Source organism: Bradyrhizobium sp. (assembly GCF_030693485.1).
Taxonomy (GTDB): Bacteria; Pseudomonadota; Alphaproteobacteria; order Rhizobiales; family Xanthobacteraceae; genus Bradyrhizobium.
In genome coordinates this window covers 1-25,861 of the sequence record NZ_JAUYAN010000343.1, presented here as the reverse complement: position 1 = coordinate 25,861, position 25,861 = coordinate 1, and the positions used below count along the sequence as shown (strand labels likewise).

Genomic DNA, 25,861 nt, shown 5'->3' with positions numbered 1-25,861 from the left:
AGGGCAGCGAGCCGAGCGCGCCGCCCTGCGCCGCCGCGATCACGAGGTCGGCGTCCATCACCCCCGCCATCGGCGCCAGAATAATGGGAAATTCGGTCTTGAAGAGATCGAGGATTCGGCGGTCCGGCCACATGATGTTGTGTCTCTCTCTCTCGTGTTGGCTCGCTTACCCTCTCCCCTTGTGGGAGAGGGTGGCACGAATGCGCGTAGCGCGTTCGTGACGGGTGAGGGGTCTCTATCAACGAGTCTGCCTGTTGATAGAGACCCCTCATCCGGCGCGGACTTCGCCCGCGCCACCTTCTCCCACAAGGGGAGAAGGGAAGAAAACGCCACTGCCGGAATTGCGTCGCCCCGACATTATCTGGTCGGCCTCGGCGACGATACGATCGATGATGTCGGCGGCCGGCGGGATGTCATGGATCAGGCCGACGGCTTCGCCGGCAATCACCGCCGCGATGTCGAAATTGCCGGAGGCCCTGGCCGCGGAATAGTCGGCGGCGACCGCCTTCACATTCTGCAGCAGTTCGATTTCCCGGCCCATCCAGCGGCGTGCATGGTCGTTGATCAGGCAGCGCCCGTTGAACGGCGCCGGCCAGACGTTGTTGCGCGACAGGTCGAAGATGATGCCGCGCGTGGTGGCGCCTGCCTTGGCGGCGCAGATGCGCCGCTTGGCCTCCTCGGCGCCGTCGCATTCCTGGCTGGCATAGAAGCGCGTGCCCATGAGAATGCCAGTCGCACCGAGCATCATCATCGCCGCCAGCCCGCGTCCGTCGCCGATGCCGCCGGCGGCCACCACAGGCACGCGGCCGGCCGCGAGATCGACGATCGACGGCACGATGTCGATCGTGGTGCGGGACGCGCCGTGGCCGCCGGCCTCGCTGCCCTGCGCCACCAGAATGTCGGCGCCGGCATCGAGCGCCTGCTGCGCCATGGCTTCGTCCTGAACCTGGCAGATCAGCAACGCGCCCGCCTGCTTGACGCGGGGCGCAAATGGCTTGGGGTCGCCGAACGACAGCATGATCGCGCGCGGCCGTGCGGCCAGTGCGACATCCAGCAGGTCAGGCTGCTTCGCGAGACTCCAGGTAATGAAACCGACGCCGAAAGGCGCCGCCTGCTGCCGGAGTTTTTCCGTCTCCTGCTCGAGCCAGCTTCGTTCGCCATAGCCGCCGCCGAGAATGCCGAAGCCCCCGGCCCGGCTCACCGCCACCGTCAGCCGCGCGCCGGCAATCACATCCATCGGCGCCAGCAGCACCGGATGGCGGATCCCCAACAGGCTCGTCAGCGGCGTCGCGATCGACATTTCCAACCCTCTGATCTGGACAGGCAATCTACGTCCAGCTACCATTCTGGATAAATGATTTCTTGAGATCTCTACCATCTCAAAAACAGAACGGAACCGGTGCGATGGAATTGTCCGATCTGGTGACGTTTTCGACCGTGGCGCGGCTCGGCGCCGTCACCCGCGCCGCCGACGAACTCAACACCGTGCAATCCAACATCACGCAGCGGGTGAAGGCGCTCGAGGCCGAAATCGGCACGCCGTTGTTCGAGCGGCACAGCCGCGGCATGACGCTGACCGGCGCCGGCCGCCGCCTGCTGCCCTACGCGCAGCGGCTGGCCGCGCTGTCGCGAGAAGCGGTGCTGGCGGCGCGCGAGGACGGCGAGCCGAAAGGACCGTTGTCGATCGGCTCGATGGAAACCACCGCCGCCGTGCGGCTGCCGTCGCTGCTCGCGGAATTTCACCGGCGTTTTCCCGCGGTGCAATTGAGCCTGCGGACCGCGCCGACCGCCGATCTGGTCGCCGCCGTGCTCGACGGTTCGCTCGACGGCGCCTTCGTCGCCGGGCCGATCGCGCATGCCGAACTCACCGATGTGACGGCCTTCCAGGAAGAGCTGGTGCTGGTGACGGCGCGCCGCTGGGCCAGCCTCGCCGCCCTGCGCGGCGGCACGCCCGAATCCGGACCGACCGCGTTGGTATTCCGCACCGGCTGCAGCTACCGGCAGCGGCTCGAGCAACTGCTGACGGAATTCGGCTGGCCGTCCGCCGCGCGGTTCGAACTGGGCACGCTCGACGGCATGATCGGCTGCGTCGCCGCCGGCATGGGCGTCACGCTGCTGCCGCGCGCGGTGGTCGAACGCAGCGACCAGAGCGGCAACATCCGCATCCACCCGCTCAGCCCGTCACAGTCGCGGGTCGATACAATCTTCATCCAGCGCCGCGGCGCGCCACAATACAGCGCCCTGCAAGGTTTTGTCTCATGTCTGGAGAACAACGGTCAGGTCATTGCCGCCTGAGGCCCAAATATAGGCCCGGGTATTTGGGCCCGGGTATTCCGCGCGGCGAAAAGCGCTGTGATGAATTTGTGGCAAATTGCGCGGGCACTTCGCGCTTGCGAATGCGGCGCTGCATCGCGGTTGAAGTTTAGCGTCGAAAACTTTGGACGCCCCGCCCCACTACGTTAGTATGCGGCGCTAGCTACCACAACCATAACGCCAATGCTTGGGAGGATCTGCGATGCTGAGGGCAATCGTATTGTGCTGTTCTGTCGCCGTGTTGGGTACGGCCGGAACCGCAAGCGCACAGGACTGGACCAAATCGAAATGGGGACCGAATGACGAGATCGGCGCCGCCAATTACATGAAGCCGGAGCTCGTGGTGAAGGCGGCCTCGCTGGTCAAGACCGGCAAGACCTATGCACTCGGCATTCCCGTCGATTCCAAGACGCCGGCCTACCCCCCGCGCGCATTCAAGATCACGGTGGTTCAGCCCGGCCAGGCCGGCATTCCCGGCCTCGGTCCCACCAAGACCACTTACAATGACGACATCATCGAAGGCTGGGTCGGCGTCGGCAGCCAGCTCGACGGTCTCGGCCATATCGGCGTCGAGCACGTTTATTACAACGGCAACAAGCTCGCCGATTTCGCCGATCCCACCGGCCTGAAGAAACTCGGCGTCGAAAAAATCCCGCCGATGGTGACCCGCGGCGTACTGCTCGACATGGCGGCCCACTACAACACCGACGTGGTCAAGGAAGGCACCGCCTTCAACGTCAAGGAAATCGAGGAGGTCGCCAGGAAACAGGGCGTCGAAATCCGCCAGGGCGATGTCGTGCTGTTCCATACCGGCTGGCTCAGCCTGATCGGCAAGGACGACAAGCGTTTCGGCGCCGGTGAACCAGGCCTCGGCGTCGAAGGCGCCAAATATCTCACCGGCAAGGGCGTGGTCGCGGTCGGCGCCGATACCTGGGGACTTGAAGCCGTTCCGTTCGAGACCAAGAACATCTTCGAGGTCCATCAAATCCTGCTGCCGATGAACGGCACCTACATCCTCGAAAACATGGACACCGCCGAACTGGCCAAGGACAAGGCCTACGAGTTCCTGTTCGTGCTCGGCCAGCCGCGCTTCAAGGGCGGCGTGCAGAGCATGATCAACCCGGTGGCGATCCGCTGAGAGCAGCGGAGCTCGATGTTCTTACCCTCCCCTGGTGGGGCCGAGACGAGCGAAGCTCGCTCTTGGGTCGACGCGAATGAAATCAGCGGCGGGGTGGGGTGAAAGTCTATCGACTCGTGGAGTGCGCGAGTTGATAGACCGTCACCCCACCCCGTCTCGCATCTTGCGATGCGAGACGACCCTCCCCCTCCAGGGGAGGGTGAAGCAAGCAAGCGCTTTGCTTGATCAGCGTCGTGCGTGTTAAGCGGTGGCATGCCCGCTCTCATCCTGCCCCTGATCGAAGCTGTCGCGCACTGGCCGGACCGCGGCGGGCTGATTGGACTCGACTTGGGAACCAAGACCATCGGCGTCGCGGTGTCCGATCCCGACCGCCGGCTCGCGACCGGTGTGGGCACCATTCAGCGCAAGACTTTCACATCGGACGCGGCGCGGCTGCTGGCCATTGCCGCCGAGCGCAGCGCCGTCGGCTTCGTGCTCGGCCTGCCCGTCAACATGGACGCCAGCGAGGGGCCGCGCGCGCAATCGACCCGCGCCTTCGCCCGCAATTTTTCCAGGCTGACGGACCTCGCGATCGGCCTGTGGGACGAGCGGCTCTCCACCGCCGCGGTGGAGCGGGAGTTGATCGGAACCGACATGAGCCGCGCCCGGCGCGCCGAGGTGATCGACGAGCACGCCGCGATCTACATCCTGCAGGGCGCGCTCGACCGGTTGATGACGCTCAGCGATAGCCGCAAGGTCCGCTGAGAATGGCGCTGGTCATGGCGGCGTTGCTGCCGGTGTTCCTGCTGATCGTGCTGGGATTCATCCTCAAGCGAAGCCTGCTGCGGCTCGAGACGCAATGGCACGGGCTGGAGCGGCTGACCTATTACGTGCTGTTCCCGGTGCTGCTGGTGCAGACCCTCGTCAAGGCCGATCTGACCACCGTGCCCGTCGCGGGCGTCGGCGGCGCGCTGCTGCTCTCGCTGCTGCTGATGTCGCTGCTATGCCTCGCCTTGCGGCCGCTGCTGGCGCGATGCGCGGTCGACGGGCCGGCCTTCACCTCGATTTTCCAGGGCGCCACCCGCTGGCAGACCTATGTGGCGCTCGCGGTCTCCGTCAATCTCTACGGCGACACCGGGCTGGCGCTGGCTTCGGTGGCGATGGTCGCGATCATCCCGCTGGTCAACGTCTTCAGCGTTTCCGTGCTGGCGCATTACGCCTCGCCCGAAAAGCAGCCGGTCCGCGCCATCCTGATGACGGTGGTGCGCAATCCCCTGATCTGGGCCTGCGTGATCGGGCTGACGCTCAATATCCTGCACCTGCCGCTGCCGCGGATCTGGCATGAGGTCGCCGACGCGCTCGGCCGCTCCGCACTGGCGATCGGCCTGCTGGTCACCGGGGCCGGCCTGCAGCTGGCGGGCATGTTTCGACCGAGCCTCGCCGCCAGCGTCGCCGTGTTTCTGAAACTGGTGCTGATGCCGGTGCTGGCGATCGCGCTGGCGTTGTGGTTCGGCCTTTCCGGCTCCAATCTGGCCATCGTGGCGGTGTGCTCGGCGGTGCCGGCGTCGTCGAGCGCCTATGTGCTGGCGCGCCAGATGGGCGGCGACGCTCCCCTGCTGGCGCAGATCATCACGCTGCAGACGATTCTGGCGGCGATCACCATGCCGATCGTGATCGCGCTGGTGGCGTAAAACCCGTCATCACCCCGCCAGCCAGATGCTCTGCAGCGTCGCCGCGAAATTGTTGATTCCGTGCAGGACCACCGTCAGCCAGGTCGAGTGATAGCGATAGCGCAGCCAGCCGAACAGCAGGCCGATGGAAAACACCTGGCCGAAAAAGAACCAGTCGTACTGCATGTGCAGCCCGGTCCATACCAGCGACGACAGCAGAATGGCGCCGGGCACCTTCAGGAACGATTCCGACCAGCCGCGATAGAGAAAGCCGCGGGCGAAAAATTCCTCCGAGATCGGGGCCGCGACACAGAATGCGATGATCAGCAGCCACACCGCGCCGTCGGCCCGCGCCGATTTCAGCACGTCGACCATGAAGCCGGGCGCGACCTCCCGTCCCAGCGCGCGCGATAACAGGTCCCAGCCTGCGACCAGCACGACCAGCGCGACGATGCCGATCGCCAGATGACGCCACGACGGCCAGTGCAGCGCGAGGTATTCGGCAAACGGCGTGCGCGACAGCCGGGTGGCGATCCATATCGCGAGCAGTGCTGCCGGCAGCCCCATGATGACGGAGAGCGAGATGGTCAGGCCGCCGCCGACGACACGGATCGCGCCGGCCAGATCGAACGGCCCCTCCTGCCGAAAAACGAACCAGCCCACCACCGCGAGCTGACCGACAAACAGCATCGCGAAGATGAACAGGCCCCACAGCGAAGTGCCCCAGAATTTCCAGATGCGCGGCGGGTGCTTGACCGGAGTCACCATGATCGGCGGCGCGGCGGGTTCGACCGAATCCATCAATGAACTTTCAAATGGGCTGAAGGTTTGCGGGCGTCAGGGTAATGCCCGCTCCAGCAAACCCCTGATATCGTCTCGGGCGAGATCCACCGCGCCATACATGCTGGCGTGATTTTCGCCGAGCCGGGTCGCCGCGAACAGTTCGGCATGGCGCGGCGACACCTGATGGAGCGCCGCCGCCGCCGCCAGCAGCGCCAGCTTCTCCACCGCGAGCCTGGCGACACGCTCGCCGTCCGGCCGGCGGAACGCCTTGGCGATGAACGCCACCGCTTCACCGGCGCCCGGCAAGCCGCTGGTTTCCGCGGCGAGGCCCTGCAACACCGCTGACGCCGCCTCGGCCTCGCGCGACAGCGCACGCAACACGTCCAGGCACATCACATTCCCAGAGCCTTCCCAGATCGCATTGACCGGCGACTCCCGAAAATGCCGCGCCAGAATGCCCTCCTCGACATAGCCGTTGCCGCCGAGGCACTCCATCGCCTCGTACAGAAATCCCGGCGCGCTCTTGCAGACCCAGTACTTGATCGCGGGCGTCAACAGCCGCATATAGGCGGCCTCATTGGCGTCATCGGGCGCGCGATCGAACGAACGGCAGAGCCGCATCACCAGCGCGATTGACGCCTCGACATGGAGCGCCATGTCGCTGAGCACCGCCTGCATCAGCGGTTGATCGGCGAGATGTTTTTGAAACACGCTGCGATGTCGCGCGTGGTGCAGCGCATGCGCGAGTCCCGAGCGCATCAGGCCGGCGGAGGCAATCGCGCAATCCTGCCGCGTCAGCTGCACCATCTGGATGATGGTGCGGATGCCCCTGCCCTCGTCTCCGACCCGCTGCGCATGGGCGCCGAGAAATTCGACTTCGGACGACGCATTGGAGCGGTTGCCGAGCTTGTCCTTCAGCCGCTGAAACTGAATCGCATTGACTGATCCGTCAGGTTTGAAGCGCGGCATGAAGAAGCAGGTCAGGCCCTCGTCGGCCTGCGCCAGCACCAGGAAGGCGTCGCACATCGGCGCCGACATGAACCATTTGTGGCCCGATATGCGATAGGCATCGCCGTCGCGCTCCGCCCGCGTCATGTTGGAGCGCACATCGGTGCCACCCTGTTTCTCGGTCATCCCCATGCCGAGCGTCATGCCGCGTTTGATCCACCACGGCGCAAAACCCGGATCGTAGGCGCGCGTGCCGATGACAGGGATGGTCTTCGCCAGCAGATCCGGCTGTGCCGCGAGCGCCGCCACCGAGGCACGGGTCATGGTGATCGGACACAGATGCCCGGTTTCGACCTGCGCCGCCATGTAGAATTTTGCAGCGCGCACCACTTCCGACGCCCCGCCGGCCGGCTTGCCCTGCGCATTCCAGGTCGAATTATGCACGCCGGCATGGGCGCTGCGCGCCATCAACTCGTGATAGGCCGGATGAAACTCGATCTCGTCGCGGCGGTTGCCGCGGGAATCGAAAGTCCGCAGTTTTGGCGTGTTTTCGTTGGCGGTGCGGCCCCGCGCCGCCATTTCGGCGGAGCCCCAGTGCTGGCCGAATTCGGACAGTTCCTTCTCCGCCACAGCCCCGCCATTGGTCGCGACGGCCTCGACCAGCGGCCGATCGGCGTTGAAGAGATCAACGTCCTCGAACGGCGGCGACTGGTTGAAGACTTCGTGGGTAATGAAGGAAGGCTGGGGCATGGCGGACTTCCGGCTGTCTCGTCTGGCGCGACCGACTCTATCTCGATCCCCGCCTGATCGGAAAATCATACGCCTGCCCGCCGGCGCCCGGCATCGAAAAATGCCACCACTCCTTCGAATAGTTGACAAAACCCTGCTTTGTCATCGCGGCAACCAGCATGTTGCGCCAGCGGCGTTGATCCGGCGTAACGGCGCGCGACGCGGTATGCGATTTCACATCCGAGCAGTCATAGCCGGTGCCCATGTCGACGCTGCCTTCCGGCGCGCGCGCGGCTTCTGGGGCGGTGCAATCGGCATAGGTTTTGGCGGGATCGAAGGCGGCGGAATTGTCGGCGGCGAGATCGACCAAAGAGAGATCGAGCGCTGCGCCGGTGGAATGCTGCGAACGCTCGGCGATATAGCCCAGCCGGAACAGATCCTTCTTCGGCAGCGTGGGGTTATAGCGCCGCTCGGCCGGCGTCTCCCTGCCGTTCTGCGCCCACACCACCATGTCGCGCGAAGCGCGCGCCGGCCGGTAGCAATCGAACATCTTCAACGACAGTTTTTGCTTAGCCAGTTCCGCCTGGACGCTTTTCAACGCCGGGCCGACGCTCCGCTTCACCACGCATTCGGCGGCGTCATACCCCGAAAGCCTGCGGCCGACGAAATTGTTCGAGGAAGCGTAGCGGATGTCCTGCAGGATGCTCGGATCGATGTCGCGCAGAAAGACAAAATCGCCGGGCAAGGGCTGCGCCTGCGCCGCGGCGGTTGCGAGGAAGCTGGCAACGATGGCAGCGCCCGCCGCGCGTCCGAGATCCGCCGCAAGCCGGCGGGCGCGGCTCACGGCGCCCGCTCCGAATTGACCACCAGTTTGGTGATCGCCGTGTCGGTATATTTGTTGCCGGCCCAGACGCCGTCGATGATGAACTTGACCCAATACGCCCTCACCGGTTTCGGCAACGTCAACAATTCTGACCCAAAACGGTCAGGCACAACAAGCGTCTGGGTTTCGCCTTGCGAGAACACGACCCGCAACTGGCGCACGCGGTTGTTCTTCTGGAAAATATCGTGGCTCTTCTGGTAGCCGTTGCGCACGACGATCGAGCGCACGGTGCGCAGGCCGTCGAATTCGATCGCGATCCACTCGCCGATGCCCTGCCCGGCCTGGCCTTCCACCCAGGCCGAACTCTGCGGACCCTCGAACAGGTTTTCCGGCCCATAGGAATTGCCGAACTGCGGCTTCAGCACCGAACTGACGCAGTAGGTCTCGAAACCCTTGCGCGCGCAGCTTTCGCCCGGCGAACCCGGCCGCGGCGGACGCAGCGCGCGTTCGCTCTCCGGCGGCTTGGCGGCGAGAACGGTCGGCGCGGCGACGGGCTCCCGCACAGCGTTATCAGGCGATCGCCCCGCCAGATAGATCCGGCCACCGAGTGTCTGGTCGTAATAGGCCGGGGTCTGCTCATGCGGCGCCGGTTGGCCGCCGCCGTCGGTGGCCTTGAGGGCGAGTTCGGCGACGCGCTCGCGCACCTCGACGGCGAGATCGCCCAGATGCAGTTCCGGCCGCTTCATTTGTTCGGCGAACACCCGGGTGAACACCGAGTTGTGCGCGGGGTCATTGCCGCTGAGGCGATCCAGCGCGGTCTGGCCGATGCCCGCGGAATACAGCGTGAAAATCCCGCGCGCCGGTTTGGCGTCGGCGAGGCCCCGCGTGTTGCCGATCGACCGGCCGGCGGCGCGTGGAAACGGATTGTCGCGGCAGGCGTCGATCACCAGCAGCGCGACGCGGACCGATTTCGCCTGCAACTCCGCGATCAAATCGGGCTCCGCGATCGAGGCCCCCCGCACCCGCGCTTCGGCGCCTTCGGTGACCGCGGGCACGTCGCTCGGGATCAGGTAATTGACGCCCGAGATCGCCACGCCGTGCCCGGCGAAGAAAACGGCGGCGGTATCGCCCGGCTGCAGCCGCGCCGTGAACTCGGCGAGCTTGTCGATCATGGCCTGACGGCCGAGATTGGTGCCGACGATGACCTCGAATCCGAGCGATTTCAGCGAATCTGCGATGGTTCCGGCGTCGTTGACCGCCTTCTTCAACTGCCGGTCGGGGCCAAGATTGGGATAGAGGTCGTTACCGATCGAAAGCGCGATCCGCTTCTCGGCCGCGGCGGGGGTCGCCGCAATGGCGCCATAGCCCGCAAGGCATCCAATTCCCAGCACGATGTTAACGACAATGCGGAGAGATCGAATGAAATGCCGGGTAAAATGCTGAGTATTTTCCATGGCCTGCATGCATCGCGTGCCCATTTTGCGAGCTTACCGGAAACCGTCGCGCGGGAACACCACCGAATGCGGTTTACCGTGTCGGCGAAGCGCTAGTGGATAAGTCCGCGTGCGGGAATTGACGCTTGCCCCGCCTGCCATCTCTGCCTATAGCTCTCGTTTTAATGACCCCTGTATCGAAATCGACCTTCGTCCTCGGTCACCGGCATCTGCTGGGCATCGAGGGCCTTTCCGTTGCCGACATCACCGGCCTGCTCGACCTCTCCGAGGAGTATGTCGAACTCAACCGGCAGGTCGACAAGAAGCGCACCTCGTTGCGCGGCCGCACCCAGATCAATTTGTTCTTCGAGGCCTCGACCCGGACCCAGTCCTCGTTCGAACTGGCCGGCAAGCGGCTCGGCGCCGACGTCATGAACATGTCGGTGTCGTCCTCGTCGATCCGCAAGGGCGAAACCCTGGTCGATACCGCGGTGACGCTGAACGCCATGCATCCGGATATCCTGGTGGTGCGGCACCACGCTTCCGGCGCGGTGGAACTGCTGGCCCGCAAGGTCGACGGCTCCGTCATCAACGCCGGCGACGGCGCCCATGAGCATCCGACCCAGGCGCTGCTCGATGCGCTCACCATCCGCCGCAACAAGGGCCGGCTCGAAGGCCTGGTGGTGGCGATCTGCGGCGACGTCATGCATTCCCGGGTAGCGCGCTCCAATATCCTGCTGCTCAACATCATGGGCGCCCGGGTCCGGGTGGTGGCGCCCTCCACGCTGCTGCCGCGCGGCATCGAGCGGATGGGCGTCGAGGTCGCCCGCGACATGCGCGAGGGGCTGAACGGCGCCGATATCGTGATGATGCTGCGGCTGCAGCGCGAGCGCATGAACGGCTCTTTCGTGCCGTCGACCGGCGAATATTTCCACTATTTCGGGCTCGACCAGAAGAAGCTCGCCTATGCCAAACCCGACGCGCTGGTGATGCATCCAGGGCCGATGAACCGCGGTGTCGAAATCGACTCGATCGTGGCGGACGGCGCGCAATCGCTGATCCGCGAACAGGTGGAAATGGGAGTGGCGGTGCGGATGGCGGTGCTCGAAGCGCTTGCCCGCAACCTGCCGAACGCGTGACATCATGCTGACCGACCGCCGCCCGATCCTGCTGGCCAACGCCCGCGTCGTCGATCCCTCCAGGGATTTCGACGGCCCCGGCGACGTCCTGATCGCCGACGGCTTCATCCGCGATAGCAGGCGCGGCATCGGAGCGGCCGGCGTCCCTGAAGGCACCGACATCATCAACTGCGCCGGCAAGGTCGTGGCCCCCGGGCTGATCGACATGCGCGCCTTCGTCGGCGAACCCGGGGCCAGCCACCGCGAGACATTTGCTTCCGCCAGCCAGGCCGCGGCATCCGGCGGCATCACCACCATCATCTGCCAGCCGGATACCTCCCCCGTCATCGACAATTCGGCAACCGTCGACTTTGTCCTCCGCCGCGCCCGCGACACCGCGATCGTCAATATCCACCCGATGGCGGCGCTGACAAAAGGCATGCGCGGCGAGGAGATGACCGAGATCGGCCTCCTGAAGGCCGCCGGCGCCGTCGCCTTCACCGATGGCGACCGCAGCGTCACCAACGCGCAGGTGATGCGGCGCGCCCTCACCTACGCCCGCGACTTCGACGCGCTGATCGTTCACCACACCGAAGACCCCAACCTGGTCGGCGAAGGCGTCATGAACGAGGGCGAGTTCGCCGCAAGGCTGGGGCTGGTCGGCATCCCCAATGCCGCCGAGGCCGTGATGCTGGAGCGCGACATGCGCCTGGTCGCGCTGACCGGCGGACGCTACCACGCGGCCTCGCTGACCTGCATCGAGTCGCTGGAGATTTTGCAGCGCGCCCGCGATGCCGGTCTTTCGGTATCCGCCTCGGTCTCGATCAATCATTTGACCCTGAACGAAAACGATATCGGCCCCTACCGGACATTCCTAAAGCTGTCGCCGCCGCTGCGCACCGAGGACGACCGCCTGGCGCTGGTCGCCGCCGTCGCCTCCGGGCTGATCGACGTCGTGATGTCCGACCACAATCCGCAGGACGTCGAAGTCAAGCGGCTGCCGTTCGCGGAAGCGGCCTATGGCGCGATCGGCCTGCAGACCATGCTGCCGGCGGCGCTGCGCCTGATCCACAATGGCGAGACCGATTTCAAGACCCTGATCCGCGCGATGTCGACGCGCCCGGCCGAGTTGCTCGGGCTAGCAGGCGGATCGCTGCGCGCGGGCTCGCCCGCCGACGTCATCGTGATCGATCCCGACACGCCCTGGGTGCTGGATCCCGCCGATCTCAAATCGCAATGCAAGAACACGCCGTTCGACGATTCCAGGTTCTCCGGCCGCGTGGTGCGCACCATCGTCGGCGGCCGCACGGTGTATGAGCATGTCTAAAGGCATTTCCACTTCCGGTGCTCCATCCTTCGAGACGCATCGCTTCGCGATGCTCCTCAGGATGAGGTCTGAGTTCCTCATGGTGAGGAGCGCGCCTTCGCGCGTCTCGAACCATGAGGCCCCAAAAGAAGGGAGGCCAAGCGATGTCGCCTGAAGCATGGCTGCCGGTGGCTTTTGTCGTCGGCTATTTCCTCGGCTCGATCCCGTTCGGGCTGCTGCTGACGAAATCCGCGGGCACCGAGGATCTGCGCTCGATCGGCTCCGGCAGCATCGGCGCCACCAATGTGCTGCGCACCGGCCGCAAGGGCCTCGCCGCGGCGACGCTGCTGTTCGACGCACTGAAGGGCACGGTCGCGGTGCTCATCGCAGGCTATTTCGGCGGCCCCAACGCCGCGATGCTGGCGGCACTCGGCGCCTTTCTCGGCCACCTCTTCCCGGTCTGGCTCAAGTTCAGGGGCGGCAAGGGCGTCGCGGTTTATATCGGCGTGCTGATCGGATTGTTCTGGCCCGCCGCCCTGGTGTTTTGCGCGCTGTGGCTCGCCACCGCCGCAACCACACGCTACTCCTCGCTCTCGGCACTGGTGGCCAGTGTCGTCACGCCGGTTTTTCTGTGGTGGTTCGGCCACCCGGCGCTGGCGGCCTTGTTCGCTCTCCTGACCCTGCTGCTGTTCTACGCGCACCGCGACAACATCAAGCGGTTGCAGGCAGGCACCGAGGGCCGCATCGGGCAGAAGTGACGACGTTCACGTCGTCATTTCGGGGCGCGCGTCAGCGCGAACCCGGAATCTTGGTCAGCAACCCTTGGATTCCGGGTACACGCGAAGACGCGTGTCCCGGAATGACGGCATCCCTTATCCTCGCTTAAGCGCTTCCTCCAGGAACCGCGCGGCGGCCAGCGCCCGCGCATCATTGCCGAACCGCGCGATCACCTGCACGCCGACAGGCAATCCACCCTCGGCCACGTAGGCCGGAATATTAACGCAGGGCACGCCCATCAGCGTCCAGAGCCGGTTGAAGCGGGGCTCGCCGGTCGAGGTCAGCCCCTTCGGGGCGGCGCCCGGCGCGGAAAACGTCAGCAGCACGTCGACCTCGTCGAACAGCTTCGCCAGCGCCTTGCGGGCGCGGTTGGCGACGCTGCGCGCCGCGTCGTAGTCGGCGGGCAGAATTCCCACACTTTCATCGAGCCGTCCGCGCAGCAGCGGCGGCATGTCGGCGTGACGCGTGCGGTATTCCCAGGCCAGCGCCCGGTGCGCTTCAAAATCCTGCAGGGTGGGATGAATCCGCCATGCCTCGCCGACAATGTCGGGCAAGGCCAGTTCGCGCACGCTCGCCCCGGCGCGTTCCGCCGCTTTCGCTGCGATCCGCAACGCCTCCGCGCCCGCTGCCTCCGGCGCGCCGGCAAAATCCTGCGTCACCACGCCGATGCGCGGTGTCTCGATCGCGGCGCCAGGCCTCAGCTCGGCCCGGCCGGTCATGGCCGACAATCCCTGCGCCAGGTCTTCGACCCCGGCCGCGAACAGCCCGACTGTATCCAGCGTCCAGGAAAAGCATTTCACGCCGACCGTCGGCAGCATCCGGAACGACGGCTTGATCGCGGCCACGCCGCAGAACGAGGCCGGCCGGATCATCGAACCGCCGGTCTGGGTGCCCAGCGCCAGCGGAATCATGCCGGCCGCGACCGCCGCCGCCGAGCCCGATGACGATCCGCCCGGCGTATGGTCCGTGTTGTGCGGGTTGAGCGTGGCGGTCGGATCGACCGAAGCGAACGCCGTCGTCGTGGTCTTGCCGGCGATGGTTGCCCCGGCCTGCTTCAGCATCATCACCACGGATGCATCCGCGCGCGGCCGAAAACCGCGATAGATCGGCGAGCCCATCTCGGTCGCCATATCCGCGGTATCGATGATGTCCTTGATCCCGACAGCGATGCCGCGCAGCGGCCCGGTGCTTTGCGCGCGAGGGTTTTCAGTGCGGCAGACGAAGGCGCCGAGGGTCTTGTCATGGATGTCGATGGCCTCGACCGACTGCCTGATCGCGGTGTCGGCGGAAATCTCGCCGGATTCGATGCGGCGCTGGAGATCGGCGAGCGAGATCATTGCAACGTTTCCTTTCGATGGATCCGCTTTTAAGGAGCGTGTGGACATCGGGCAAGCGACACGTTCTCCCGTCATTCCGGGATGGTGCGCAAGCACAAGACCCGGAATCCTAGGATTCCCCGATGTGCAATTGCACATCTGAGGTTCGATGCTTCGCATCGCCCCGGAATGAGGAGGAAGCAAATCAAGTTGACACACCCTCCGGTTGGGCGAAGCTGTGCCCGCATGGACACACGCACGCCCAAGACCACCCACCTCACCGACGCCGAGCGGATCGACCGGCTGCGGCTGATCCGTTCCGACAATGTCGGGCCGCGCACCTTTCGTTCGTTGCTCAATCATTTCGGCAGCGCCCGCGTCGCGCTGCAGCGGCTGCCCGACCTCGCGCGGCGCGGCGGTGCCGATCGTCCGGGGCGGATCTGCAGCGAGGAGGATGCGGGCGCCGAACTGGCGGCGAGCAGAAGGATTGGCGTCAGCCTTTTGGCGCCGGATGAAGCCGGCTATCCGCCGCGTCTGGCCACGCTGGACGATGCGCCGCCGCTGCTCGGCGTGCGCGGCGCGCAGGATGCGCTGATGCGGCCGATGCTCGCGATCGTCGGCTCGCGCAACGCCTCCGGCGCCGGGCTGAAATTCGCCGGCACGCTGGCGCGCGATCTCTCGGAGGCCGGTTTTGTCATCGTGTCGGGGCTGGCGCGCGGCATCGACCAGGCCGCGCATCGCGCCAGTCTTGCAGGCGGCACGGTGGCGGTGCTGGCCGGCGGGCATGACCGGATCTATCCGCCGGAGCATGAAGACCTGCTGGCCCAGATCCTCGATTCCGGCGGCGCCGCGATCTCCGAAATGCCGCTCGGGCACGTGCCGCGCGCCCGCGATTTTCCACGGCGCAACCGGTTGATCTCGGGAGCCGCGCTCGGCGTCGTCGTGGTGGAGGCAGCGCTTCGCTCGGGATCGCTGATCACGGCAAGAATCGCCGCCGAACAGGGCCGCGAGGTTTTTGCGGTGCCGGGCTCCCCGCTCGACCCGCGCGCCGCCGGCACCAACGATCTGATCAAGCAGGGCGCGACGCTGACCACCGAAGCGGCCGATGTCATCAGCGCGGTCGAGCCGATCATGGGACGGCCGCTCGCCTTGCGCGAGCCGGATGACGAGCCGCTCGACGTCGAGCCCGATGCCGGCGACCGCGCGCGCATCACCGCCTTGCTCGGGCCGACGCCGGTGCTGCTCGACGATTTGATCCGGATGTCCGGCGCCTCGCCGGCGGTGACGCGCGCCGTGCTGCTCGAACTCGAACTCGCCGGCCGGCTGGAGCGCCACGGCGGCGGGCTGGTGTCGATGATTTAACCCACGCCCGCCCCTCGCGACAGCTTCCGCCTGCTGCGCAGCCTCACCCGCTCCTCGGCTTCCTCCACATTCCAACCGAGTATATTTACCAGATACACCCTTCGAGAGCGCAACTACAGGACGCAAATTGCAACTCTCATGATACTTTGGCGGGTCCTTTTCGGCCCCTTGCCGCATCACGCCATTTGACAGGGGCGGCCTCACCACCCATGTTCGCTTTCGAAACGCCGACGCGAGTCTCGCGGAACCGGCTTTTGATTTTCCCGTAAGCCATTGGAATGACATGAATATCGTCATTGTCGAGTCGCCGGCGAAAGCCAAGACGATCAACAAATATTTGGGCGCCTCGTACGAGGTTCTGGCCTCCTTCGGCCATGTCCGCGACCTGCCGGCCAAGAACGGATCGGTCGATCCGGAGGCCAACTTCCAGATGATCTGGGAGATCGACCCCAAGGCCGCCGGCCGGCTCAACGACATCGCCAAGGCGCTGAAGGGCGCCGACAAGCTGATCCTCGCAACCGACCCCGACCGCGAAGGCGAGGCGATCTCCTGGCATGTGCTGGAAGTGCTGAAGGAGAAGCGCGCGCTCAAGGACCACAAGATCGAGCGCGTGGTGTTCAACGCCATCACCAAGCAGGCGGTGACCGAGGCGATGAAGAACCCGCGCCAGATCGATGGCGCGCTGGTCGACGCCTACATGGCGCGCCGCGCGCTGGACTATCTGGTCGGGTTTACGCTCTCGCCGGTGCTGTGGCGTAAACTGCCGGGCGCGCGCTCGGCGGGCCGCGTGCAGTCGGTGGCGCTGCGGCTGGTCTGCGACCGCGAGCTCGAAATCGAGAAATTCGTTCCCAGGGAATACTGGTCGCTGGTCGCGACCCTGACGACGCCGCGCGGCGACGCCTTCGAGGCGCGGCTGATCGGCGCCGACGGCAAGAAGATTCAAAGACTCGATATCGGCACCGGCGCGGAAGCCGAAGACCTCAAGCAGGCGATCGAGGCCGCCAATTTCTCGGTGTCCACGGTGGAAGCCAAACCGGCGCGGCGCAATCCGCACGCGCCCTTCACCACCTCGACGCTGCAGCAGGAAGCCAGCCGCAAGATGGGCTTTGCACCGGCGCACACCATGCGGATCGCGCAGCGGCTCTATGAAGGCATCGACATCGGCGGCGAGACCACCGGTCTCATTACCTATATGCGTACCGACGGCGTCCAGATCGACGGTTCGGCAATCACGCAGGCGCGCACCGTGATCGGCGAGGATTACGGCAAGGCCTATGTGCCGGAAACGCCGCGGCTGTACCAGACCAAGGCCAAGAACGCCCAGGAAGCGCACGAAGCGATCCGCCCCACCGACCTGTCGCGACGACCGGCCGAGATGCGCCGCCGCCTCGATACCGACCAGGCCAGGCTTTATGAGCTGATCTGGACCCGCACCATCGCCAGCCAGATGGAATCGGCGGAAATGGAGCGCACCACCGTCGATATCTCCGCCAAAGCGGGTTCGCGCGTGCTGGAACTGCGCGCCACCGGGCAGGTGATTAAATTCGACGGCTTTCTCGCGCTCTACCAGGAAGGCAGGGACGACGACGGCGACGACGAGGATTCGCGCCGCCTCCCCGCCATGAGCGAAGGCGACGCCCTGAAGAAGCAGGACCTCGCCGTCACCCAGCACTTTACGGAACCGCCGCCGCGCTTCTCCGAGGCGTCGCTCGTCAAGCGCATGGAAGAGCTCGGCATCGGCCGTCCCTCGACCTATGCCTCGATCCTGCAGGTGCTGAGGGACCGCGGCTACGTCAAGCTCGAGAAGAAGCGCCTGCATGGCGAGGACAAGGGCCGCGTCGTGGTCGCGTTCCTGGAAAACTTCTTCGCCCGTTACGTCGAGTATGATTTCACCGCCGCGCTCGAAGAGCAGCTCGACCGCATCTCCAACAACGAGATTTCCTGGCAGCAGGTGCTGCAGGATTTCTGGACCGGCTTCATCGGCGCCGTCAACGAGATCAAGGATCTGCGGGTGACCCAGGTGCTCGATGCGCTCGACGACATGCTGGGACCGCATATCTATCCGGCTCGCGCCGACGGCGGCGATGTCAGGCAGTGCCCGACCTGCGGCACCGGCAAGCTCAACCTCAAGGCCGGCAAGTTCGGCGCCTTCGTCGGCTGCACGAATTATCCGGAATGCCGCTACACCCGTCCGCTGGCGGCCGATAGCGAGGCCAGCGCCGACCGCCTGCTCGGCAAGGATCCCGAAACCGATCGCGACGTATGGGTGAAGGCCGGACGGTTCGGTCCCTACATCCAGCTCGGCGAGCCCAGGGATTATGCCGAAGGCGAGAAGCCGAAGCGCGCCGGCATTCCGAAGAACACCTCGCCCAGCGACGTCGAACTGGACCTTGCGCTGAAACTGTTGTCGCTGCCGCGTGAGATCGGCAAGCATCCGGAGACCGGCGAGCCGATCACCGCGGGACTCGGCCGTTTCGGCCCGTTCGTGCGCCATGAGAAGACCTATGCCAGCCTCGAGGCCGGCGACGAGGTGTTCGATATCGGGCTCAACCGCGCGGTGACGCTGATCGCGGAGAAGATTTTGAAGGGTCCGAGCGGCCGCCGTTTCGGCGCCGATCCCGGCAAACCGCTCGGCGATCACCCGACCCTCGGCGGCGTTGCGGTCAAGAGCGGCCGTTACGGCGCTTACGTCACCTCGGGCGGCGTCAACGCCACCATCCCGAGCGACAAGACCCAGGAAACCATCACGCTGGAAGAAGCCATCGCGCTGATCGACGAGCGCGTCGCCAAGGGCGGCGGCAAGCCTGCGCGGGGCAAGAAAAAGGCGCCCGCGAAGAAACCCGCCAAGGCCAAGCCGGAGTCCGATGCGATGGCCCCAAAACCAGCCAAGAAGGCGGTCGCGAAAAAAGCCGCGGCCAAGGCGAAAACCGACTCCGTCAGCAAGGCCCGTGCGCCGGTGACCGCCGCGGCCAAGACATCCGCCGTCAAGCCGGCGGTGAAGACGCCTGCGAAGAAAAGCGCCGGCAAGGCCCGCGGCTAGGTGGCGAAGCATCGCGACAGCGGCTTTCCGGCACGGGACGCCATCGTCGCCTTCATTCGCGCGTCCACGGGCAAGATTGGCACCCGTGAGATCGCGCGGGAATTCGGCCTGAAGAACGCCGACCGCATCGAGTTGAAGCGCATCCTGCGCGAACTCGCCGACGAAGGCCTGATCGCCAAACAGGGCAAGGCGCTGCACGAGCCGGCGGCCCTGCCGCCGACCGTGATGGCCGACATCACCGGCCGCGACAAGGACGGCGAGTTGATCGCTGTTCCCACCGAGTGGGATGAAGAGCAAAACGGCGCGCCGCCGAAAATCCGCATCCATGTGCCGCGCCGTCCGCAGCCGGGTACGGCGGCCGGCGTCGGCGACCGCGCGCTGCTGCGCGTCGAAAAGCCTGACGACGGCGAAGGCGCGGTTTATCGCGGGCGCGTCATCAAGGTCATCGATCACGCCAGATCCCGCGTGCTCGGCATCTTCCGCACGCTGCCCGACGGCGGCGGACGGCTCATCCCGGTCGACAAGAAACAGGTCGGGCGCGAGCTGAACATCGCCAAGGCCGACTCCGGCGGCGCCGAGGACGGCGACCTCGTCAGCATCGAGATCATGCGCTCGCGTGGCTTCGGCCTCGCTTCCGGCAAGGTCAAGGAACGATTGGGTTCGCTCGCGTCCGAGAAAGCGGTCAGCCTGATCGCGATCCATTCCCACGAAATTCCGCAGGCGTTTTCGCCCTCGGCGCTGCGCGACGCCGAAGCGGCAAAACCTGCGACGCTGGCGGGACGCGAGGACTGGCGCGAACTGCCGCTGGTCACCATCGATCCGCCCGACGCCAAGGACCATGACGACGCCGTGCATGCCGAACTCGATCCCGATCCCGGCAACAAGGGCGGCTATATCGTCACTGTCGCGATCGCCGACGTCGCGTTCTATGTGCGGCCGGGCTCGGCGCTGGATCGCGACGCGCTGACCCGCGGCAATTCGGTGTATTTTCCGGATCGCGTGGTGCCGATGCTGCCCGAACGGATCTCCAACGATCTGTGCTCGCTGGTGCCGGGCGAGCCGCGCGGCGCGCTCGCCGTGCGGATAGTGATCGGCGCCGACGGCCGCAAGCGCTCGCACAGCTTTCACCGCATCCTGATGCGTTCGGCGGCAAAGCTGAATTACGCGCAGGCGCAGGCGGCGATCGACGGCCGGCCTGACGACACCACGGGTCCCCTGCTCGATCCCATTCTAAAACCGCTGTACGACGCCTACGCCACCGTGAAGAAGGCGCGCGACGAACGCGATCCGCTCGACCTCGACATTCCCGAACGCAAGATCCTGCTGAAGCCCGACGGTACGGTCGACCGCGTCATCGTGCCGGAACGGCTCGATGCGCATAAATTGATCGAGGAGTTCATGATCCTCGCCAATGTCGCCGCCGCGGAAATGCTCGAAAAGAAGACGCTGCCGCTGATCTACCGGGTGCACGATGAACCTTCGCTGGAGAAGGTTCATAACCTTCAAGAATTCCTGAAAACGCTCGATCTGCCGTTCGCGAAGTCAGGCGCGCTGCGTCCCGCGCTGTTCAATCGCGTGCTGGCGCAGGTCAAGGGACACGATTCCGAACCGCTGGTGAACGAAGTGGTGTTGCGCAGCCAGGCGCAGGCCGAATATGCCGCCGAGAATTACGGCCATTTCGGCCTCAACTTGCGGCGCTACGCGCATTTCACCTCGCCGATCCGGCGCTACGCCGACCTCGTCGTCCACCGCGCCCTGATCGCCTCGCAGAAATTCGGCGATGACGGCCTTCCTAGGGGCACGACGCTGGAGACGCTGCGCGAGGTGTCGACGCGGATCTCGGCCGCCGAGCGGCGCGCCATGGCCGCCGAGCGCGAGACGGTCGACCGGCTGATCGCGCATTTCCTGGCCGACCAGATCGGCGCCTCCTTCGACGGGCGCATCGGCGGCGTCAACCGGGCGGGGCTCTTCGTCAAGCTCGACGGCACCGGCGCCGACGGTTTCATCCCGGCCTCGACGCTCGGGGCCGACTACTACCGCTATGATGAGGCGGCGCATGCGCTGATCGGCGAGCGCACGGGCGAGAGCTTCCGCCTCGGCGACCGCGTCCATGTGAAGCTCGTCGAGGCGGCCCCTGTCGCGGGGGCGTTGCGCTTCGAGCTGCTCTCGGCCGGCCGAGCCACGACATCGGGCGGCCTGGGCGGACGCGGCCCTGCGCCGCGCCGCGGCAAGGGCGGCGCCTTCGGCGGCCCTCCCGGCGGCCGCAGCGGCCCGGGGCGCTTCGCCAAGGGCAAGGCGGGCAAGCCCAAATCCGGAAAGAGGCGGTGATGGCGGTCCAGATCCACATGGCGAGCCCCCAACCGCAAGCGCGGGACTGGCGCCGGGCGATCGGCAACGGCCTGCGCGGGCGCTGCCCGCATTGCGGCCAGGGGCGCCTGTTCAGGGGCTTCCTGAAGCCGGTCGACACGTGCGAGGCCTGCGGCGAAGCGCTGCATCACCAGCGTGCCGACGACTTGCCGCCCTATGTCGTCATCACCATCGTCGGCCATATCATCGTCGGCGGCCTGCTGCTGGCCGAGAAATATGCCGACTGGTCGATGGGCCTGCACATGGCGATCTGGCCGGCGCTGACCGTCGTCCTCTCCCTGCTGCTGATGCAGCCGGTGAAGGGCGGCGTCATCGGCCTGCAATGGGCACTGCGCATGCACGGCTTCGGCGGCCGGCCCGACACGCCCGAGCGCCAGCCGCTTCCGCCTGCGGTGCAGCAGCCATGAACGACCATGCCGTCACGCTGACGAACGCCGAGCGCGTCCGCGTCGCCGCCAATCATCGTCCCCGCGATGCGGCGACGATGATGATTCTCGACCGCAGCGCCGCCAAGCCCCGGATTCTGATGGGCAAGCGCCATGCCGGCCACAAATTCATGCCGGGCAAATATGTTTTCCCGGGTGGACGCCTCGATCCGGGCGACCGTCGCATGGCCGCCACCGGGGCGCTGGCCCAGATCTGCGAGGACCGTCTGCTGAAGCGCACCGTGCGCCCCAGCATCGGCAAGGCGCGCGCGCTGGCGCTGGCGGCGATCCGCGAGACCTTCGAAGAGACCGGCCTGCTCTTCGGCTCCGCAGATTACGGCACACCCGAGACGCCACCGGCCGGAAGCTGGGCCGAGTTCGCCGCTTTCGGCGTCTATCCCGATCTCTCCGCCGTCTCCTATGTGGCGCGGGCGATCACGCCGCCGCGGCGGCCCAAGCGCTTCGATACCCGGTTCTTCACCGTCGACGCCTCGGCCGTCGCCAAGCGCATCGAGAACGTCGTCGGGCCCGATTCGGAGCTGGTCGACCTGGTCTGGGTCGATTTCGACGAGGCGAAGGAACTGGACCTGCCGACGATCACCAAGGTGATCATTCAGGAGGTCGAAGCCCGGATCGCCGGGGGTTTTGCGCCCTGGCTGCCGGTTCCCTTCTACTGGGAGAAGAATGGCGCCTTCGTGCGCGAGGAACTCTGAGGCTTCGGCCGGGGCGATGGCGAGGGCAGAAAGCCATTGAGCCTTGACTTCGGCGGGGCTTTCCGGCATTTCCACGCCCGACGGTTTGCCGGGTTCGCCCGGCCTTTCTCATTTTCCGTGGGCCTCACCAGCCCCGCATGGTTCGAGGATATCCCCATGGCCAAGGCCGTGACCATCAAGATCAAGCTGCTTTCGACCGCCGACACCGGTTACTTCTACGTGACGAAGAAGAACTCGCGCACGATGACCGAGAAGATGTCGATGAAGAAGTACGACCCCGTCGCGCGCAAGCACGTCGAGTTCAAGGAAACCAAGATCAAGTGAGGCGTCAGATCAAGTGAGGCGCTTGCGCCTGCCGATCCTGATCGCCATCGAAACCGCCCTCTCCCGGGCGGTTTTTTGTTGCCGGAGCGACGCGGACGGCATCAACTCCCGCTGCTCCGCAGGAAGGTCATGACGCCATGAGCACCGACAGGCCCCGCCGGCCGATGAGCGCACGCGACAAGGCCGAGGCGCTGTTCACCGTGGCCGTGCCGAGGGTGGCCCCTCCCGCCGAAAAGCGCATCGCCATACCCGGTGCGCGAGAACTCGTCTCGTTGCGAATCGACAGTGACGTGCTCGCGCATTTCCAGGACGAGGGCCCCGGTTGGCAGGACCGCATCAACGCGGCGCTGCGGCGCGCGACAGGGCTCTAATTCGCGGCGGAGGCGGCCCCGGCGCCGATCTCCGCCAGCATGGCGCGCTCGTGAGCGCTGCGCCAGGCGGTTTTCGCGCCGCTGCGGCGCATTTGTCACGGCCTCGGGCCCGTTCTGATGGCACGATGCTCTTTGGTCGAGGGCGACGACCACCTGCGGCAGCGACCCGCGCGTCGCAGGGGCCTGTCCCTCGTCATCGGAAGATCGTCCCGTGAATGCCGCAACGCCCGATCCCGACCACCGCAGCACGCCTCATGGCGCCGGCCGCCGGCTGCTGAAGCTCCTCGTCGAAATCGATTCCTCGCGCTTCCTGGGCAACCGCGTCGTCGCGGCGGTCGCGCTCATCGCGATCCTCGCGGTCTTCGCGGGGCTCGGCTATGTCGTGCCGGCCGTGCTCTCGCAGTATTTCTGAAGCGGGGGAGAGGTGGCCGGCCGGTGGCGGTTCTGAGGAGGCCAGAATGTCCGCAACCGACCGGCCGAGCCCTCCGGGTTCCCAGGAGATGCGGCGGACCTGAGAGCCGAGGGGCATTGCGAGGCAGCGTGTGACGCTGCGTCGCCGTGACCATTGCAGGTGCGCAGACCGGGAATCAATCGCCCGCACCCGATTCACCAATGTTCTTCAATGCTTAACCTTACCGCGTAACCAGTCGCGGCAGGGCTGCGCGCTGCGTCAGGCGGCGTTGGCGGCGATGACGCGGTTGCGGCCGTTGGCCTTGGCCAGGTAGAGCGCGTCGTCCGCGCGCTTCATGATCTCGGCGGGCGAGGCGTCGCCGGCCCGCCGGCTCGAGACGCCGATCGAGACGGTGACGGGAATGCTGTTCGTCGCGCCCTGGATGCCGAAGGGCTCGGAGACGACCCGCTCGCGGATACGTTCGGCGACGGCATAGGCGGCGTCGAGCGCGGTGTCCGGCAGCACCACGACGATCTCCTCGCCGCCCATGCGGGCGACGAGATCGATGCCGCGGGTACAGGCGCGGACGCGGTCGGCGAATTCGCGCAGGACCTCGTCGCCGACGTCGTGGCCATAGCTGTCGTTGACCCGCTTGAAATGGTCGATGTCGAGCACGAGCAGGGCCAGCGATCGGGCGCGCAGCGCCGATTCGTCGAACAGCGCCGCCATCCGGCTGTCCATGTAGCGGCGGTTGTGCAGCCCGGTGAGCTGGTCCATCACCGCCATCTCCATCGAGGACTGCACGCTGTCGCGCAGCTTCTCGGTGAAGCGCTTGCGACGCACCTGGGTGCGGACGCGAGCGAGCAACTCGTTGCGATCGATCGGCCGGATCAGGAAATCATGCGCGCCGATCTCGAGGCCGCGCAGGATGCGGGTGCGGTCCTCCGCCTCCCCCATCATCAGCACCGACACGTTGCGGGTCCGTTCGAGCGAACGCAGCTGGCTGCACAGGCGCAACCCGTCATAGCCCTGCAGATCGAGGCTGACGAGGACGCTGTCGAAATCGCCCTCGACGGCCCGCAGCAGGGCTTGCTGCGGGTCCGGCTCGGTCTCGACCACGTGGAAGGCCGACAGCGCGCTCTCCAGCCGCTCGATCACGCGGGCCCGATCCTCGACCACCAGGATGCGGCCGTTCAGCCCCGTCTCCGATGCAGCGGCCGCCAGCGGATCGGCGATGCCGAGGCGGCGCGAGGCGAGCGCGCGGTTGCGCAGCTCGTCGGTCATCGATTTCAGCCGCACGAGGCTGCGGACGCGGGCAAAGAGAGCGGTGTCGTCGAGCGGCTTGGTCAGAAAATCGTCGGCCCCGGCATCGAGGCCCTTGAGGCGGTCGCCCGGCTGGTCGAGCGCGGTGACCATCACGACGGGGATATGGGCCGTCGTCGCCTCGCTCTTCAGGCGGCGGCAGACGTCGAAACCGTTCATGCCGGGCATCATCACGTCGAGCAGGACGATGTCGGCCTCGCCGCGTTCGCAGATGGCGATGGCGTCGGGGCCGTTCAGCGCGGTGACGACGTCGAAGTACTCCGCCGAAAGCTTCGCCTCCAGCAGCTTCACGTTGGTGACGATGTCGTCGACGACGAGGACGCGCGCGGACATGGGTTTGCCTTCGAACGCTCAGGCCGCGCCGGCATAGGCGCGGACGGTCTCCAGGAACTTCGCGACGGAGATCGGCTTCGAGAGATAGGCCTCGCAGCCGCCCTCCCGGATGCGTTCCTCGTCGCCCTTCATCGCGAAGGCAGTGACCGCGACGACCGGGATCGCCTTCAGGTCGTCATCCTCCTTCAGCCATTTCGTGACCTCGAGCCCCGAAACCTCGGGCAACTGGATGTCCATGAGGATGAGGTCGGGATGATGCGCGCGCGCCAGCTCGATCGCCTCGATGCCGTCGGCCGTCTTCAGCGTGGCATAGCCGTGCGCCTCGAGGAGGTCGTTGAAGAGCTTCATGTTGAGCTCGTTGTCCTCGACGATCAGAACCGTCTTCATGATGCCGCCCTTCATTTGCGCCACGGACATCGGGGACTGACCCAGATTGTCCAAGCTGGCAGCCTCGTTCCATGTTGCGTAACACGTAAGCCGTTGACGAAACGCAAACCCGATGACCGATTCCGACAGGAGCCTTGCGAAAGCCATGGCCAGACCCCCGAGCCTCGACGAAGCGGAGACGCTGGCCCTGCGCGCGCTGGGGTTCCTCGCCGCCGAGCCCGAGCGGCTCGAGCCCTTTCTCGCCGTCACCGGCCTCGGCCCGGCGACCTTGCGTGCGGCGGCGGGCGAGCCGGCCTTTCTCGCAGCCGTCCTCGACCATGTCGGCGGCAGCGATTCGCTGCTGCTGGAATTCGCCGCCAATCTCGGCGTGGCGCCGGAGACGGTCGCCCTGGCCCGGGAGCGTCTGAGCGGCCCGCCCGCCGGCGTGGCGGATTGAGCCCGGCGCCGCCCCCTGCGGCGCGGCGCGTCCTCTGCCGCGACTGCCTGGCCGAC

The 25,861-nt window shown here is 66.2% G+C and carries 24 protein-coding genes and 1 pseudogene; 16 read left to right on the top strand and 9 right to left on the bottom strand.

The annotated features are described in order from the left end of the window. Both Q8N40_RS25600 and Q8N40_RS25595 read right to left on the bottom strand, forming a co-directional pair. Positions 1-133, bottom strand: a pseudogene (locus Q8N40_RS25600) (2-nitropropane dioxygenase); the annotation flags it as partial. Positions 134-268: 135 nt separating this feature from the next. Beyond that, positions 269-1,300 (bottom strand): nitronate monooxygenase family protein, encoded by a 1,032-nt coding sequence (locus Q8N40_RS25595; protein ID WP_305713792.1) that lies wholly within the window; start codon positions 1,298-1,300, stop codon positions 269-271. Between the two features lie 104 nt (positions 1,301-1,404). Between Q8N40_RS25595 and Q8N40_RS25590 the strand changes: the two genes are divergently transcribed. The 4 genes from Q8N40_RS25590 (at position 1,405) to Q8N40_RS25575 (ending at position 5,121) form a co-directional block, all read left to right on the top strand. Further along, complete coding sequence (locus Q8N40_RS25590) at positions 1,405-2,295, top strand: LysR family transcriptional regulator (protein WP_305713791.1); 891 nt, start codon at positions 1,405-1,407, stop codon at positions 2,293-2,295. Positions 2,296-2,515: 220 nt separating this feature from the next. Continuing rightward, positions 2,516-3,451: a cyclase family protein gene (locus tag Q8N40_RS25585; protein WP_305321980.1), complete on the top strand. Its 936-nt coding sequence runs from the start codon at positions 2,516-2,518 to the stop codon at positions 3,449-3,451. A gap of 252 nt (positions 3,452-3,703) precedes the next feature. After that, positions 3,704-4,195 carry a Holliday junction resolvase RuvX gene (ruvX, locus tag Q8N40_RS25580; protein WP_305713790.1) on the top strand — a complete coding sequence of 164 codons (492 nt, stop codon included), beginning with the start codon at positions 3,704-3,706 and terminating at the stop codon, positions 4,193-4,195. Positions 4,196-4,197: 2 nt separating this feature from the next. Then, positions 4,198-5,121 carry an AEC family transporter gene (locus tag Q8N40_RS25575; RefSeq protein ID WP_305713789.1) on the top strand — a complete coding sequence of 308 codons (924 nt, stop codon included), beginning with the start codon at positions 4,198-4,200 and terminating at the stop codon, positions 5,119-5,121. Positions 5,122-5,130: 9 nt separating this feature from the next. On the opposite strand, the gene Q8N40_RS25570 is transcribed toward Q8N40_RS25575, so the two are convergent. The 4 genes from Q8N40_RS25570 to Q8N40_RS25555 are packed head-to-tail and all read right to left on the bottom strand — an operon-like array spanning position 5,131 to position 9,774. Beyond that, the gene (locus tag Q8N40_RS25570) at positions 5,131-5,901 is read right to left on the bottom strand and encodes a CPBP family intramembrane glutamic endopeptidase (RefSeq protein WP_305713788.1); all 771 of its coding nucleotides are present in this window, start codon (positions 5,899-5,901) and stop codon (positions 5,131-5,133) included. A gap of 36 nt (positions 5,902-5,937) precedes the next feature. Continuing rightward, positions 5,938-7,581 carry an acyl-CoA dehydrogenase family protein gene (locus Q8N40_RS25565; protein ID WP_305713787.1) on the bottom strand — a complete coding sequence of 548 codons (1,644 nt, stop codon included), beginning with the start codon at positions 7,579-7,581 and terminating at the stop codon, positions 5,938-5,940. A gap of 37 nt (positions 7,582-7,618) precedes the next feature. Beyond that, positions 7,619-8,350, bottom strand: a complete 732-nt coding sequence (locus Q8N40_RS25560; protein WP_305713793.1) for a M15 family metallopeptidase — start codon at positions 8,348-8,350, stop codon at positions 7,619-7,621. Between the two features lie 50 nt (positions 8,351-8,400). Then, positions 8,401-9,774, bottom strand: coding sequence for a caspase family protein (locus Q8N40_RS25555; RefSeq protein ID WP_305713786.1), 1,374 nt, complete (start codon positions 9,772-9,774; stop codon positions 8,401-8,403). 227 nt (positions 9,775-10,001) lie between these two features. On the opposite strand from Q8N40_RS25555, the gene Q8N40_RS25550 reads away from it, so the two are divergent. From Q8N40_RS25550 to plsY, 3 genes are all read left to right on the top strand, one after another. Then, a complete protein-coding gene (locus Q8N40_RS25550) occupies positions 10,002-10,955 on the top strand; it encodes an aspartate carbamoyltransferase catalytic subunit (RefSeq protein ID WP_305321986.1) in 954 nt (317 codons plus the stop codon). A 4-nt stretch (positions 10,956-10,959) separates the two neighbouring features. Beyond that, a complete protein-coding gene (locus Q8N40_RS25545) occupies positions 10,960-12,261 on the top strand; it encodes a dihydroorotase (RefSeq protein WP_305713785.1) in 1,302 nt (433 codons plus the stop codon). A 143-nt stretch (positions 12,262-12,404) separates the two neighbouring features. Further along, positions 12,405-12,998: a glycerol-3-phosphate 1-O-acyltransferase PlsY gene (plsY, locus tag Q8N40_RS25540; protein ID WP_305713784.1), complete on the top strand. Its 594-nt coding sequence runs from the start codon at positions 12,405-12,407 to the stop codon at positions 12,996-12,998. A gap of 114 nt (positions 12,999-13,112) precedes the next feature. On the opposite strand, the gene Q8N40_RS25535 is transcribed toward plsY, so the two are convergent. Beyond that, positions 13,113-14,354 carry an amidase gene (locus tag Q8N40_RS25535; RefSeq protein ID WP_305713783.1) on the bottom strand — a complete coding sequence of 414 codons (1,242 nt, stop codon included), beginning with the start codon at positions 14,352-14,354 and terminating at the stop codon, positions 13,113-13,115. Between the two features lie 225 nt (positions 14,355-14,579). Between Q8N40_RS25535 and dprA the strand changes: the two genes are divergently transcribed. The 8 genes from dprA to Q8N40_RS25495 all read left to right on the top strand — a co-directional run bounded on the left by dprA (position 14,580) and on the right by Q8N40_RS25495 (position 23,347). Then, on the top strand, positions 14,580-15,695 hold the full coding sequence (dprA, locus tag Q8N40_RS25530; RefSeq protein WP_305713782.1) for a DNA-processing protein DprA: 1,116 nt from the start codon (positions 14,580-14,582) through the stop codon (positions 15,693-15,695). Between the two features lie 283 nt (positions 15,696-15,978). Further along, positions 15,979-18,735 carry a type I DNA topoisomerase gene (gene topA, locus Q8N40_RS25525; RefSeq protein ID WP_305713781.1) on the top strand — a complete coding sequence of 919 codons (2,757 nt, stop codon included), beginning with the start codon at positions 15,979-15,981 and terminating at the stop codon, positions 18,733-18,735. Continuing rightward, positions 18,736-21,063, top strand: a complete 2,328-nt coding sequence (rnr, locus tag Q8N40_RS25520; RefSeq protein ID WP_305713780.1) for a ribonuclease R — start codon at positions 18,736-18,738, stop codon at positions 21,061-21,063. Further along, on the top strand, positions 21,063-21,509 hold the full coding sequence (locus Q8N40_RS25515; protein ID WP_305713779.1) for a DUF983 domain-containing protein: 447 nt from the start codon (positions 21,063-21,065) through the stop codon (positions 21,507-21,509). The genes rnr and Q8N40_RS25515 overlap by 1 nt, the downstream gene beginning before the upstream one ends. After that, a complete protein-coding gene (locus Q8N40_RS25510) occupies positions 21,506-22,240 on the top strand; it encodes an NUDIX hydrolase (RefSeq protein ID WP_305713778.1) in 735 nt (244 codons plus the stop codon). Before Q8N40_RS25515 ends, Q8N40_RS25510 begins: the two co-directional genes overlap by 4 nt. 156 nt (positions 22,241-22,396) lie before the next feature. Then, a complete protein-coding gene (gene rpmG, locus Q8N40_RS25505) occupies positions 22,397-22,564 on the top strand; it encodes a 50S ribosomal protein L33 (protein WP_054141277.1) in 168 nt (55 codons plus the stop codon). Between the two features lie 137 nt (positions 22,565-22,701). Further along, positions 22,702-22,935: a BrnA antitoxin family protein gene (locus Q8N40_RS25500; protein WP_305713777.1), complete on the top strand. Its 234-nt coding sequence runs from the start codon at positions 22,702-22,704 to the stop codon at positions 22,933-22,935. A gap of 211 nt (positions 22,936-23,146) precedes the next feature. Further along, entirely contained in the window at positions 23,147-23,347 is a 201-nt protein-coding gene (locus Q8N40_RS25495) for a hypothetical protein (RefSeq protein WP_305713776.1), read from the top strand. A gap of 258 nt (positions 23,348-23,605) precedes the next feature. Here Q8N40_RS25495 and Q8N40_RS25490 read toward each other — a convergent pair whose 3' ends face one another. Together Q8N40_RS25490 and Q8N40_RS25485 are read right to left on the bottom strand one after the other, a co-directional pair. Continuing rightward, the gene (locus Q8N40_RS25490) at positions 23,606-24,982 is read right to left on the bottom strand and encodes a PleD family two-component system response regulator (RefSeq protein WP_305713775.1); all 1,377 of its coding nucleotides are present in this window, start codon (positions 24,980-24,982) and stop codon (positions 23,606-23,608) included. Between the two features lie 18 nt (positions 24,983-25,000). Next, on the bottom strand, positions 25,001-25,372 hold the full coding sequence (locus Q8N40_RS25485) for a response regulator (protein WP_069057147.1): 372 nt from the start codon (positions 25,370-25,372) through the stop codon (positions 25,001-25,003). Between the two features lie 109 nt (positions 25,373-25,481). Between Q8N40_RS25485 and Q8N40_RS25480 the strand changes: the two genes are divergently transcribed. Further along, positions 25,482-25,805: a DUF3572 domain-containing protein gene (locus Q8N40_RS25480; protein ID WP_305713774.1), complete on the top strand. Its 324-nt coding sequence runs from the start codon at positions 25,482-25,484 to the stop codon at positions 25,803-25,805. The last annotated feature ends 56 nt before the right edge of the window (positions 25,806-25,861 follow it).